Here is a 13,538-nt window from a genome sequence, read left to right as displayed (position 1 = left end):
AAAAAGGAGAGAACCGGATGACCCTTGCCATCACGCAGCCGCCACCATCCGCGTCCGCGTCCCGCCGAGCCTGGCCGGAGTGCTGACGGAGCCCGCCCGCGTGGATGCAATGTTCCGCAACACCCACCCCGAGGGACGTGCAGGTCTTCAGCCTCATTTGCGACGTCTCGACCGCTCGCGTCTTGCGCTGCTGACGATGTGCGTGAGGTGCGCACCATCCCCAGCCCGTACCGATGCGGATGGGCCGCACTCTGGTGGACCGGGTAGAGGGGTGACGGTGCTGGCCGCCGCAGCCCGTCCGTCACGCGTGACCGACCGCACACGCCATGAGACATGACGAAAGGGCCGCGCAAAGCGCGACCCTCTCTCTTCAATCCTGCGACGCCGTCTTCGCCGGGTCCGCAACCCGCATGACCGTCAGGCCTTTCGCTTCCGCCTTCTGCCCGAGGTTCAGCGCGACCCCGTTGCCGCCGAAGAGTACAACTCCCGTCGCCGCGAACTTGTCGTCCAGCATTTCGTCGTTGCACTTGAACGGTGCCGCCCGCCCGTGCGCGGACCAGCGCGGATCGAAGCGCGCCTGTGCGACCCCGCGTGCCCGGGCCCACCGAGCCGCGATCATCTCCGCCCCATGCTTGCCACCCTTATGGCAGAGGAAGATCTCCTGATTGCGGTTCTGCTTGATCCGTTCGCGAACCTTATCGAGCGTGTTGAAGATCACATCGACATCGGTCCAGTCGGTGGCGCCTGAGACGATCAGGGGAACCCCCTCGACTTTGGATTTCTCGGCGGTTTCACGGTCGTGCTGCTCCAGGAGCTGCCGCGCCTCGAATACCGCCCCGGTCTCCTGCGCCCGGACGCTTGCGCGCGACCCGGCTGCCGGGATGAAGGCGTGGCCCGTCTCGACCTCGTAGCATTCCGCCGCCGCCTCGCTCATCACCTCGATGGCGCTGACAATCTCCCTCAGCTGCAAAAAGCGCGCCTGCGCTTCTTCGAGCGCGGTCTCGGCGATCTCCGATCCGTCGTGAGATTTTGCCAGCGCGCCGATCTTGTCGGCGGTGCGGTCGACCTCCTTGCCAAGCGCCACCTTGCGGCGCTGCAGGATCGTCGCGAGCCCATGGGCCAGCGGTTCGATTTCGGCTTCAAGCCCGGTCCCGCGCAGCTGACCGACCAAAGCCTCGAAGCTCTCGCGGATGATGCGGTCGGTCAGGACGTGATCCTCCGGGATCGGCAGCTGCGCGTCCTTCTCGGTCAGTCCGAAAAGCTCGATGGTCTCGTAGGTGTTTGCGTTATCGTAAGCCATGTCTGGTCTCCAGTGTTCGTTTCCAAGGCCACCACGTGAGTGTGGGGGCATGGCCGAATGCCTGGTTTCCGAATCTGCCCGGGTCAGGGACGGCGCAGCCGCCGGCTTGCCGGGCGCAAAAGTTTTCCGCGCGCAGCACCGGACGCATTCACGCCCTCACGCACGGGACCGCCCCGCACCACTGGCCCCGCCCTCGCCGAAAAGTTTTGCGATCCTTGACGCGGGCTGATTTGGGGGCCATCCGGAGGATATGCTTCCGCACTCATGTGTGTGTGTTTTGACGGTAGGTTTGCCCGACCCGAGCAGGCAAACGGCCCGACCGGACGCGGGAGACGGATGAAGTGGCGGGATCGTTTTGGCCTCGGGCCAAAACAGACCAGAGCGCAATCCGGCGGAACGGCCGGGGAGGGACGTGCTCGGGAGGCGGGCAAACCGGGATGGCGGGTGCGACGCCGCGGTGAGGCCGCATGGCCGAATGCGCGACGGACCGTAGGGCCGTTCTCCCCTGCGACACGCGAAGCCGAGCTGGGGAGGCCGACAGGCCCAGCTTCACGATAGACGACCAAAAACTCGCGTTTCCAAAGTAGGCAGGATCGTCGCCAGAATCATAAACTTGTGAGCTTGAGGTTGTACGCTTTCGTTTAGTCGGGCCCTGTCTTTCAATTAGTCGGCGCTTGACTTTCAATTGGTCGGGTGCGCACTTTCAATCTGTCGAAAGGAGCCGTGCGACGATGTACCCAAGATTTGCCAAGGCTAGAGTGGAAGAGGCGCTGTCCGACACCCGAGTGGTTCTCATCTCGGGGCCGCGTCAGTCCGGCAAAACGACGCTTGCAACCGACATCGCGTCGGACAAAACACCCTTTCTGACATTGGACGATGCCAACGTGTTGCGGTCAGCAATCAATGATCCGATCGGTTTCGTCCGCGGATTGGACCGCGCGGTGATCGATGAGATCCAACGCGCGCCCGACCTTCTACTCGCCATTAAAAACCTAGTCGATGACGACAAGACACCAGGGCGGTTCCTCCTAACAGGTTCGGCCAACCTGATGACCATTCCAAAAGCGGCGGATTCCCTTGCCGGTCGCATGGAGGTCGTTCGGTTACTGCCTCTCTCACAGGCAGAAATACTGGGCACTAAATCAGACTTCATTGATCGAGCATTCACCGGAGAAAAGCCGACGGCCGACCACATGATCATAGGCGACGAGCTCGTTATCAACGTGCTTACAGGAGGGTATCCCGAAGCGCTCAGCCGAACGCGATGGTCGCGGAAGCAGGATTGGTATCATAGCTATCTTGATGCGATCGTCCAGCGTGACGTCCGTGACGTCGCACAGATCGAACAACTCGCCATCATGCCAAAACTCATGTCAGTGCTTGCCGAGCACTCAGGTCAGTTAGTCAACTACACGGGTATCGGTGCCGGCCTCGACCTCAATCATGTCACCACGCAGAAGTATGTGAGTGTCTTCGAGAGCCTCTACCTCGTTCATACCCTGAAGCCGTGGTTCACAAACCGTCTGAAACGCCTGACCAAGTCACCCAAGTTACATTTTCTCGATGCGGGCCTCCTCGCGGCGATGCGCGATGTATCACCGGAAGTGGTCGGTAAGGACAAAACGAGCTTCGGTGCAATCCTGGAGACCTTCGTGTTCAGTGAATTGCGGAAGATCGCGACGTGGAGCGAACAGAGGTGCACGTTTTCGCATTTCAGGGATAAAGATAAGAACGAGGTCGATATCGTGTTGGAGAACCGCCGCGGCGAGGTCGTCGGGATCGAAGTAAAGTCATCCGCCACCGTTTCGGCGGGAGATTTTTCAGGCATGCGCAAGCTCGCAGACGCATGCGGAGAGAAATTCGTCCAGGGAATGGTTCTTTACGACCACGATAAGGTCGTCCCGTTCGGCGAGAACATGTTCGCGGCCCCGCTTTCATGCCTGTGGAGCCGCTCATGAATCTCGTCGAGGAACAATGCGTTGAGGACCTAGCAGACCTGCTCTACAACTTTTTGCCTGGGAGCGGAAACTCCCGGACCGCGTTCCCATTGGCGGCTGCACAAGTCCAATGCCAAGACCTGTGGACGGGCGGGAGCAAACGCCCCGCAATCGTCCAAATGTTATCATCAACCCTCGGTCAGCGGCGACACAAGTTTAGCTCATTGATGTTGACGATCGTACGGCAATCGATGACCTGGCGTAGAGGCAAAGGAGATCCGCTAACCCGCGCGGAGGTAAATGCATTAAACGTGCTCCTCTTGCGCCTATCGCTAAAGGTGCCCGAGCTCAACGATCCAGCATTTCTTGATTCCCTACCGAGTGACCAAATCGAGCCGGAGACGCCGCCGGCGGAAGCGAGGACCACCACGCTGTCGGATGAGCTGGCAAAAACACTATCGGCGCGACTGATCGGCCTATTTGACCACCCTCCACAGCGGCGCGGCTACGAATATGAAGGCTTTCTAACCGAACTTTTTGCCGCCTACGGTCTAACGCCGCGAGCACCTTTTAAGCTAACAGGAGAACAGATTGACGGAAGTTTCAAGCTGCACGGCGAGACTTACCTTGTCGAAGCCAAATGGCAGGCTGGCCTCACAGGGCAATCCGATCTGCTAACCTTTTCTGGAAAAGTCTCTGGCAAGGCGACGTGGACGCGTGGACTCTTTATCAGTAATTCTGGTTTCTCAGTAGACGGCCTGAAAGCTTTTGGGACGGGTAGGCGCACGAACATAATCTGCGCCGATGGCTTCGATCTGCATCAGGTCGTTCACAACCGTCTCTCATTGATCGACGTTCTTGACGGAAAGCTGCGGCGAGCTGCCGAAACCAATCAGGCGTTCGTTCCTGTCCGAGAATTGCTATGATGAGATCCAAAACAGTAGGTGCGACCAACGATCTCGAAGATGCGCAGGTACACGACTAAACAGGTAGCAGGCAAAAAAAAGACGAGCCGCGCGAAAGCAACAATTTTTGGATTATGATTCACTACGGAAAAGAAATTTCATGATTATTCCAGATAACGAGACCGCCGTTGACATGATTTACTCGGAGGCCATCTCAGCGACTGTCGCGAAGGTGATCAGAGACTCCGGTGCCGAACCTCTCACGGTCGGCGTCCATGGGGATTGGGGTGCTGGAAAGTCGAGCGTATTGCTCATGCTGGAGGACGCGTTCTCGGATGACGATCGCGCATCCGTCATCCGGTTCAACGGCTGGCTGTTCCAGGGCCTCGAAGACGCGAAAACCGTCGTAATCGAAACGATCGTCGAACAATTGCTGCGGGATCGGACGCCCACAACCAAGCTGAAAGACACGTCAAAAAAGCTGCTTAAGCGCGTCGATCTCATGAAGGTCGCGTCCAAGGCGGGCGGTCTCGCCCTGACCGGCCTCACCGGTATCCCGTCCCCGGACATGCTCAGCGGGCTGATGGAACAGGGGAAGAAGCTCCTTGCCGGTGGCGGAGATCTCACAGTTGGCGATATGACGGGATACGTCAAGAATGTCACAGATTGTCTCAACAACCCCGAAGTCGAAACCTTGCCCGCCCACATCCATGCCTTCAGGGCGGAATTCGAGGAACTCCTCGAGGCCGCGGACATTGATCGGCTCGTCGTCGTTGTTGACGATCTGGACAGATGTCTTCCCGCAACCGCGATCGAGACGCTTGAGGCGATACGGCTTTTCCTGTTCGTGCCAGGTGCGGCCTTTGTTATCGCGGCCGACGAGGGGATGATCGAATACGCCGTCAGGTCTCATTTCCCGGACTTGCCACTATCATCCGGCCCGTCGACCTATGCCCGGAATTACCTTGAAAAGCTCATTCAGGTACCGTTCCGTCTGCCTCCACTGGGATACGTCGAGACCAAGATTTATCTGACGCTCCTCGTGGCCGGAAGCTCGCTCGACACCGGTTCGACACCCTTCAAGACATTACTCGAACTGGGTCGTGAAGCCTTGAGACGCCCTTGGGACGGCAGCGGTCTGAGCCGCGGCGTGATTGAAGAGCGTCTTGGCGCGGTCTCGGCAGAACTGGAGAACGCGCTCATTCTAGCGGATCAACTCGCGTTGCCACTGGCCGAGGGCGCTCAAGGAAATCCGAGGCAGATCAAGAGATTTCTAAACACTCTCAATCTCCGTCTCGCGATCGCGGACGCACGCGGGATCGGAGACGAAGTGAACCCCGCCGTCCTCGCCAAACTGATGCTCGCGGAACGCTTCAAGTCCGATTTCTTCGAACGTCTCGAGGCGGAGGCCGCTGTCAGTGGCTCATCCAGGACCGTTGCAGCACTCGAAAAAGCTTTACGTACGGATGATGAGGAGTCCGAGAAAGCCAAAAACCCGGCCGCCGCTAAGGATCAGGATCAAACCGACAAGCTCCCAGAGGATGACCTCCTTTCTAGTGAATGGGTCAGACGATGGGCTCTAGTCGCTCCCGCCCTCATGGATGAGGATTTGCGCCCGTATTTGTTCGTGTCCCGAGACCGCAAGGCGCTTTTCACTGCTGGCTCTAATCTCGCGCTGAAAGAGGACTGGATCGAGAAACTTTGCGGCAGCACCCTGGGCGCGCGCGCTGCTGCGGTGGAAATCGTAAAGCTCACGCCAGGAGAGATCGAGCAGATCTTTGACGTGGTGGCTGCACGGGTCAGGGCTGCAACGGACTTGAAGAAGCGACCAGATGGCATCGAAGGCCTTGCGGAGCTTTGCAAAATATCCGCCAATCTCCAGACCCCTACTGTTCGCCTTCTAGCCGACCTACCAAGCGGTCAGCTAGGGCCTTGGGCGGCCGCGGGGTGGGACAAGATCTTCACCAGGACGGAGGCCAAGCGCGAGTTTGCTAAACTCAAGGAGGGCTGGGCCAAACTTGATCAGAACAAACCACTCCAGCTCGCTGCGGGTGGTAGCCGCAGTGGCCGTAAGAACGGGACAGGATAATGGGAACGTCGAGTTCATACGGCGGGCCCGCGTCCGGCCTTGTTCCGGATTGGGTCGACAGCGTCGATCCGGGCATGGGCGGTGGTGAAGATGGGTCCGGTAAGGACAGAAGTGATCATTCTGACACCGAAAATTCGACCTCGGACGAGAGCGGCGTAGCGCAGGTGCCGCCCACCGTGGCCCCTCCCGGCGGCGCATTCACCTATCCTCGCGGACAGTTCACCCGATTTACGAATGGTGGCGGGAGCAAGTCGCTCGGACGGGCGTTAAAGGGTTACGTTCGCGCCGCGGGGGGCGGTGCCGGGGCAGCACGGCGAATGCCGCATTCTACCCGGGTTGCATCCGGTGTCGCCGGGCTCGCAAGCGCCTTTGTGAACGAAGGTGCCGAGACGGCGCTCGCCCGATTTGACCTTCAGGGCCTTGCGGGCCGTCCAGCCGCAGAGGTCCTCGAAGCCGTGGCGGAGATCATCTGCCCCGATGGTGGGACGATCGATGAAGCGATCGCCCGTGACGCGATGCTCGAAGCGATCGCAGAGGTTGCGGAAGATGATCCCGGCGCATTCGATGAGCTTTCAAAAGATCAACTCGATGAATTCCTATGTGACGTGATCACCCGGAGCGTGGTAACAAAGGTCTTGAACGAAATCGGGACGAACGCGCTGCACGGATCCGCGTCCGACGCCGATTTCCGGGAAGCCGAGCGGATCACCCGAGATTTTACGCAGGGAAGGGTTAGAGACGCTCTTGGTAGCAGGTTCGATGTTGGATCGCGTCCGACACAATCCGAAATCGACAGAAGCATTTCCGAGGTTTATGCCGATACATTCGACATGCTAGGCGCAGTCCTGGAGACCATGCAATGAGACGGAACGTTTTTGTACGATTGGGTTGCGACGACGAGGAATCTACTCAGGGCGCGGCAGATATCACCGTCGATATGATCGACAGTTTTGGTGACCTCGACAGGGGCTTAGGGCAGCTGCTGGACCGGCTCTTCAAGTTAGGTGCGAGGCCGAGCGAGGCCGCGGTCGATCTTATGATCGTAGCGACTGCGGTGTACGCCGCCGACACCGGTGTCTCGCGGGAACGATACGCCGATGACGGTTGGACGCGCATGATTAGTCTTAGCGTTCCCGTCGCGGACCCAGATCTCTGGCGACACCAACAAGACCACCTGTCCCGGATGCTGCAATTCTTGACCGGCGATCATTGGAGCTTCACGTTTCGGGGTCGACCGGACGATCTTCAGTCATTCACGAAACAACCCGAAGAGATGGATCTCACAGATTTCACACAGGTGAGCCTGTTCTCGGGCGGGTTGGACAGTCTCATCGGCGCGATCGACCTCCTCGCCTCCGGACAACGACCGCTCTTGGTCAGCCATTACTGGGACGGAGAGGCATCCAGCGCACAACGGCAGTTGCTCGAGGTATTGAAGGAACGACATGACGGCGCGTTCGAATCTGTCCGGGCCTATATCGGTTTCCGAAAGTCGGACTTTGCCGAAGCTGGAAGTGACAACAACCAGCGGGCGCGCTCCTTCCTTTTTTACAGCCTGGCTGTGGTTGCTGCCGATGCCGTCGCCTCTACGAACAAGGTGCTTATCCCCGAAAATGGGTTAATCGCGCTCAACGTACCCATGGATGCCCATCGGCTCGGATCACTTAGCACGCGGACGGCCCATCCGCATTTCATCCGATCGATGTCGCAGCTGGTCACTGCTTTGGGCGTCGACGTGACGCTGGAAAATCCATATCGTTTCAAGACGAAGGGAGAGATGGCCAGAGAATGTGGTGATCGCGACCTGCTTGCGGAACTCGCTCCGGTCTCAATGTCTTGTTCCCACCCTGCACAGGTCCGTTTCGAGAGCGCGCCGCCCCAGCATTGCGGACGCTGCGTCCCCTGCCTGATCCGTCGCGCATCGCTCGCTGTCGGGCTCGATGAAGCGGATACCACGAAGTATTTTCTTGATGACTTGAAGAAAGACGTTCTGGACTCGAAGTCGGCAGACGGGAAGAATATCAGGTCCTTTATGTTTGCTGCTGAAAACTTGCGGCAAAATCCCATTCGGGCCAGATTTCTCGTGCAAAAGCCGGGGCCGCTGTGCCGCGATGAACTAGACTTATATATCGATGTGTATCGCCGTGGCATGGATGAAGTATCACAGCTACTCGAAGGCGTAAGGACAGTGCATGGCTGATTTGAATTGGTCCGGCCCCGTCGATTTCCATTGCCATCTCGATCTCTGTCAGAACATGCGCGCGGAATATGCGCGGTGTGAATCCGCGCGGTGCCTTACACTCGCGGTCACGACGACACCTAAAGCCTTTTCTCGAAATGAGGGCATGGCGCGTAATGGCCACTTCGTGCGTGCCGCCCTTGGAATGCACCCGCAGCTGGTCGCTCAAAGAGCGTCGGAATTGTCACTCTTTGAAGAGCTGGCGCCCTCGACAAGGTATATTGGCGAGGTTGGACTAGACGCCGGGCGACGGTTCTATCCATCCTTCGAACGTCAAAAGATTGTGTTCGAACGAGTGATGGCGCTATGCGCAAGGCTCGGCGATAAAGTCATCAGCATTCACAGTGTTCGAACCGCCAGACAGGTACTTGACGTCGTCGAACAAACTGGTGCGCATCGCACGTGTGTTCCAGTGTTGCACTGGTTTAATGCCTCAGAATCGGAGATCAGAAGGGCTTTGGATCTTGGCTGCTACTTTTCAGTCAACGAACAGATGTTGCAGGCTCCGAAGGGGCGTAAGTTGCTTGAGACCGTTCCGCTGGAGCGCGTTTTGACGGAAACGGACGCCCCGTTCCAGTCCGATGAGAAGGGGGGCAATTCTCCTGGTGACGTACGTGGGGCTATTCGCTTGATCGCAAATGCATATAGCAAGGACAACTCTGCGACCGAAGCTCGGATTAGGCGGACCGCGACAGAACTGTTGGCCAACTGATTATGTCCAATCAAACAAGACTGCGCGAAGCTCAGCCAACCCTAGACAATGTGACCTGGACGAAGTGGAACGTTCTCGCGTTCGGGCCGCTTCAGAGCTTCCAAGTACTTTGTGGCGATATCGTCGATCCCGTCATGCCCAATCTTCGATACAGAATCGCGTGGTTCCTGCACGGTCATAGGTCAAACCTCTCGAACCAGACGCGTTCTGTTCTTGGTATTCCAGCCATCAGCGGGCTCACAAACAAGTCTTCATTGGTATATTATCGTAATATGATTGGGCGGCTCCGCAACAGTCCAATGGTCAGCAAATCGGTTTGGAGCAGTAAGCGCAGATCTGGCAGGGCTTAGAGTAGGTCCTTGACTCGAACTGACACGAAAAGAGGGGAACCGTGTCGTCACGGTTCCCCTCTGCCAGTTCGATATCGAGCTTTCTCACCCGGATCAGGCGACCAACGAAAGCCCGGCGCCCGCGTCCTGCGGTTGCTCACCGCTGTCGATGAACGGGATGATCGAGAAGGTCTGGCCGCCACGCTGCTCTTCGTTCTGCACAGCGTTGACGCGCAGGTCGCCATCGGGCGTGTTGATCAGCAGCGACAGGTAGTCATTGCCCGTGCGGCTGCTTTTCGCCATCCAGGCCGAGCCGACGCGGATCGGTGTGCCACGCGGCGAGCTGACCTCGATCCGGTAATCGGGGTGGGTCTCCTCGGATTTGTAGCTGTTCTCGATAAGCATGAACTCCAGATCGAACATCATGTTGGCGATGTAGCCGGTGAAGGCGTTGTCGGCGTCCATGGCGGTGAGCTCGCCCGAGATCGAGCCGGATTTCATCAGGCCGTTCAAGACCAGCGGGATGATCTCGAACGCGCCGCTTTGGGCCGCACGCGCCTCTTTCGTCTGCACCGCGTTGACCCGGAACGGACCCAAGCCGACATCGATCTGCATCGAGATGTAGGGGTTGCCGCTGGTATTGCCGGTCTCGTTCCAGGCCGTACCGATGCGCACCTTGCGGCCTGATTTGTTGACTGCCGTCACGTCAAAATCCGGGCTGCGCTCGGACATCTTCGGGCGGGTTTCAAGCTGGATGGCGATGTCAAAGCGTGTCGAGTGGATCATGCCGGTGTACTGAGCGGCTGCGGTCTCGACATTGCGGGTGAGGGTTCCTGCGAACATGGGATGGTTCCTTTTGGATTGGCCGGTGCCTGACGTTCTTGCCAACGCATCCGGGATTGCTTTCTCGACCCCTTGAGGGATCACAAATCAGAAAGCCTGCTTTCCTTTCAGCCCCGCCCACGGGTCAGAGCTGCCGTCCGAGCGGGAATGCCCCCGCGCCTCCGGGTGCTACGCCCCTCCCCTGCCCGTCTGGTCTTGATTGGCTGCCCGGATTTTCAACGCTGTCCTCCGATCGCGCGATGAAGAACTCCGCCTCTTTTCCGTTCAACCGTTGCCCGCTCCGGTCTGTCAGGCCGATGCAGCTACCATTCGGCACATAGGTGATGAGGTACTGACCGAGCCGGTCCTTGTGGACAACGTAGCCGGTATTGGCCCAGTGCACGGTCTGCCCGGCATCGACGGCGGCCTTGATTTCATCGAGTGTCATGCGATCCTCCTTACGAAGAATGGTGGGGAAACGACGCAAGAAGCCCGGTCGTCCAACCGGGCTTCCATGCAGCATTTGTTTGGCAAACGGCCGAGACCTGTCAGGCGCTTTGCGTGGCTTGCGTCGCGCGCGCCGCCATCCAATCTTTCAGGCCAAGAACCGTTCGTCCGGCGGCGACCTCGGAGGCCCAGGCAACCCTTGGGTCGCCGCAGGGCTCATCGCCGGCATGCCGGTCGATGTGGCCATTGGCCATCCATGGCTCGGGCTGTATCCGTCGCAGCCAGTCCGCCATGCTCGGGATACGGCCCTGACAGTCTTCGCGGACATGCTGCTCGCCGATCCAGCGCACGGGAATGTCCCGACCTGCGCTATTGGTCAGGGTCAGGCCGAAGACACGTTCGGCTTCAAACAGGCCTTGGGCATGATGGCGCATGGCTCGGTGCGTGAAGAGCGCGAGGTGCTCTTTCGAGGCGTCAAACCAATCGTGCACAGCCTGATAATCGGACGGTGCCCCGCCGAATTTCCGGGCAGAGCTTTCAGCATGATGAAGCGGATGGGCCATCTCAAAGCCCCTCGTCATAGCTGTGCGAGCATTCGACATAGCGGTCCGCGTGATCGAGCGTGATGCTGTCGTTGCGCAAGTCCCAGGTCAGCGTGCCGTAGCCGCCCTCGTTGTTTTCGAACCCCGGGTGATGGTGATAGGCGAGCGACCAGGCGAAATCGCCCACCTCTGTGGCAAGCGGCTCCGACAGTTTGACCTCTGCAGGCTGCACCGTCACATCCTCGACATTGCCGGAGTCGCCATAGCCTTCGTATTCGGCAGTGACCTCGCTGATGCCAAGCGCACGTAGTTGTGCGAGCAGCTCCGTTCGGGATGCCTTCAGGGTGGTTTCACGCTCCGCGCGCCACTGAGCCGCCAGTGCGGCATAGTCGATCTGGGGATTGGTCATGGGTCTGTCCTCTTGTCTGTAATTGGGGGGCCGGGCGTGGCATTGGTCAGCGCGCGGCCGGAAAGCGCAGACCGGTGAAACCCAGATCCGCGACGCCCGACCGGAAGCCCGCTTTGACTTTTCAGGCGGCTTGTTCTGCCGCTTTGGTGGTTCCCTGCCCGACGATCCGAGCCAGAATGCGGCCCGTGTCGATCCCGTCTCCATGCGGCAGGAACACCCGCAGCTGGAAGGCGATGATCTCAGTGAAGCAGCCGGCGGCCTTGAGGCCGTCGATCATGCCCTTGTCCGCGCCGCCCAGCTCGAGACGCATCTCGCCTGCGACGCGGCGGCGGGTCAGGGTGAGACCCCGGCCCAGATCGACAGGTGCGGTGGTGCCGAGGGCGGCGGTCAGCATCTCCTGCGGTGTTTGCGGGTTGGAGACGAGGAAGCGGGCGCGCAGCGCGGCCGCTCCTTCCTCGCTCAGCGTGCGCCCGATCATGGCGGTCGCCCCATCGGGCGTGACCCGGTAGATGCGCTCATTGGTGGTCGGAATGTCCTTCCAGATCGGCAGCAGCAGCCCGGTCAGCAGGTAGAGCTTGGTCGTGGTGGTTTTTGGCAAGGACGCAGCCTCTGCATCCCAAAGACGTGCGAACTCGGGCCTGTCGATCTCTTCCCAAGCCGAGGACTCAAACCGTGCCTCTTCGAGATAGCTCGACCCGTTTGGCCGCACCGCCTTGCGCATCAGCGTGACAATGTCCTCGTCATACATCTGCATGGGCCGCGCCGAGATGAGCGCCGCGCGACCGGAGGCGCGATTGACCATCGGCAGCTTGTCCGGATTGCGAGATATGGCCTCTTCGGCGCCCAGGACATGGACCGGGTCCGTCACCTTGAGCCCGATGATCCGCGTCACGGCGCCGGATTTCGGGCAGGTCCAGAGATCCTCCGTGGAAACCTGCTCGATCTTTTCGCCGCGCAGGGTTTCCACGCCGAGATCGAGCGTGCCGGCCGCGCGCGCCCGTTGGGTCTGATCAGCGATCCGGCGCATGAACTCGGCAAAGAGCGCGTTCTGCATGTGGATGGGAAGGGCCAGAACCCGGTTCAGAAACCGCTGGATCGGGGGAAGCTCCTCAAGGAGCACCCAGTCCTTGTCGATCAGCCGCAGGGCCGTCCAGTCGGTGAAGCTCTCGTAGCTCATCGCCTCAGCGCGTCCGGCGGCAAGATCGGCGAAATACCCACGCAGCGCCGCCCGCGCGATCGGGCTTTCCAGATTGTCCTCCTCGCGGAACATGCCCTGCGAGCCGGTTTCGCGCTGACCCTTGGTCAAGGCCCCCAGCTGGTCGAGGCGTTTGGCAATCGTCGAGGTGAAACGCTTTTCGCCATGCACATCCGAGGTGCAGACGCGGAAGAAGGGCGCGCTGACCTGGGCCGAGCGATGGGTGCGGCCCAGCCCCTGGATGGCCGCATCGGCGCGCCAGCCGGGCTCCAACAGGTAGTGCCGGCGCCGTTTCTGGTTCTTCGCCGTTTGCGCCGCGTGATAGGACCGGCCCGTACCGCCTGCATCGGAGAAGATAAGGATATCCTTCTCGCCGTCCATGAAGGCTTGTGTCTCGGATGAATTGCTGCTGGCGGCGCGTTTCTCGATGAAGAGGTGGCCATCGTCCGCCTTCAGAGGTCGGATCGACCTTCCGGTCACTTCGGCCACAGCATCGTCGCCAAAGGCCCAGAGGATCTGATCCAGCGCCGAAGGGATCGGGGACAGCGTCATCAACTCCATCATGGCCGCATCGCGCAGGGCAAGCGCTTCGCGCGAGACGACCAGCGCGCC

General features: G+C 59.7%; 13 protein-coding genes. 7 read left to right on the top strand and 6 right to left on the bottom strand.

The window, feature by feature from the left end:
• Window positions 1-337: hypothetical protein (locus ROS217_RS24565; RefSeq protein WP_217623025.1), on the top strand; the 337-nt coding region annotated here is incomplete at its 5' end.
• 33 nt (window positions 338-370) lie between these two features.
• On the opposite strand, the gene ROS217_RS22310 is transcribed toward ROS217_RS24565, so the two are convergent.
• Window positions 371-1,300, bottom strand: a complete 930-nt coding sequence (locus ROS217_RS22310) for a DUF2493 domain-containing protein (RefSeq protein WP_009820257.1) — start codon at window positions 1,298-1,300, stop codon at window positions 371-373.
• Between the two features lie 731 nt (window positions 1,301-2,031).
• Between ROS217_RS22310 and ROS217_RS22305 the strand changes: the two genes are divergently transcribed.
• From ROS217_RS22305 to qatD, 6 genes are all read left to right on the top strand, one after another.
• Window positions 2,032-3,258 carry an ATP-binding protein gene (locus ROS217_RS22305; RefSeq protein ID WP_009820256.1) on the top strand — a complete coding sequence of 409 codons (1,227 nt, stop codon included), beginning with the start codon at window positions 2,032-2,034 and terminating at the stop codon, window positions 3,256-3,258.
• Window positions 3,255-4,163 (top strand): restriction endonuclease, encoded by a 909-nt coding sequence (locus ROS217_RS22300; protein WP_009820255.1) that lies wholly within the window; start codon window positions 3,255-3,257, stop codon window positions 4,161-4,163. The genes ROS217_RS22305 and ROS217_RS22300 overlap by 4 nt, the downstream gene beginning before the upstream one ends.
• 139 nt (window positions 4,164-4,302) lie before the next feature.
• A complete protein-coding gene (qatA, locus tag ROS217_RS22295; protein ID WP_009820254.1) occupies window positions 4,303-6,231 on the top strand; it encodes a Qat anti-phage system ATPase QatA in 1,929 nt (642 codons plus the stop codon).
• Window positions 6,231-7,094: a Qat anti-phage system associated protein QatB gene (gene qatB, locus ROS217_RS23290; RefSeq protein ID WP_157046756.1), complete on the top strand. Its 864-nt coding sequence runs from the start codon at window positions 6,231-6,233 to the stop codon at window positions 7,092-7,094. The genes qatA and qatB overlap by 1 nt, the downstream gene beginning before the upstream one ends.
• Entirely contained in the window at window positions 7,091-8,431 is a 1,341-nt protein-coding gene (gene qatC, locus ROS217_RS22285; protein ID WP_009820252.1) for a Qat anti-phage system QueC-like protein QatC, read from the top strand. The genes qatB and qatC overlap by 4 nt, the downstream gene beginning before the upstream one ends.
• The gene (gene qatD, locus ROS217_RS22280) at window positions 8,424-9,182 is read left to right on the top strand and encodes a Qat anti-phage system TatD family nuclease QatD (RefSeq protein WP_040652249.1); all 759 of its coding nucleotides are present in this window, start codon (window positions 8,424-8,426) and stop codon (window positions 9,180-9,182) included. The genes qatC and qatD overlap by 8 nt, the downstream gene beginning before the upstream one ends.
• A 443-nt stretch (window positions 9,183-9,625) precedes the next feature.
• Here qatD and ROS217_RS22275 read toward each other — a convergent pair whose 3' ends face one another.
• The 5 genes from ROS217_RS22275 to ROS217_RS22255 all read right to left on the bottom strand — a co-directional run.
• Window positions 9,626-10,354 carry a DUF736 family protein gene (locus ROS217_RS22275; protein WP_009820250.1) on the bottom strand — a complete coding sequence of 243 codons (729 nt, stop codon included), beginning with the start codon at window positions 10,352-10,354 and terminating at the stop codon, window positions 9,626-9,628.
• A gap of 124 nt (window positions 10,355-10,478) precedes the next feature.
• Window positions 10,479-10,781, bottom strand: coding sequence for a hypothetical protein (locus tag ROS217_RS22270; protein WP_009820249.1), 303 nt, complete (start codon window positions 10,779-10,781; stop codon window positions 10,479-10,481).
• 100 nt (window positions 10,782-10,881) lie between these two features.
• Window positions 10,882-11,343, bottom strand: coding sequence for a DUF6915 family protein (locus ROS217_RS22265; RefSeq protein ID WP_009820248.1), 462 nt, complete (start codon window positions 11,341-11,343; stop codon window positions 10,882-10,884).
• A gap of 1 nt (window position 11,344) precedes the next feature.
• Window positions 11,345-11,731, bottom strand: coding sequence for a DUF6878 family protein (locus tag ROS217_RS22260; RefSeq protein WP_009820247.1), 387 nt, complete (start codon window positions 11,729-11,731; stop codon window positions 11,345-11,347).
• A gap of 121 nt (window positions 11,732-11,852) precedes the next feature.
• Window positions 11,853-13,538 (bottom strand): strawberry notch C-terminal domain-containing protein (locus tag ROS217_RS22255; protein ID WP_009820246.1); only part of this gene is annotated, 1,686 nt, incomplete at its 5' end.

This window comes from Roseovarius sp. 217 (genome assembly GCF_000152845.1).
Taxonomy (GTDB): Bacteria; Pseudomonadota; Alphaproteobacteria; order Rhodobacterales; family Rhodobacteraceae; genus Roseovarius.
Note: the sequence above shows the minus strand (reverse complement) of the source record. Positions and strands in the feature narration are given on the sequence as shown.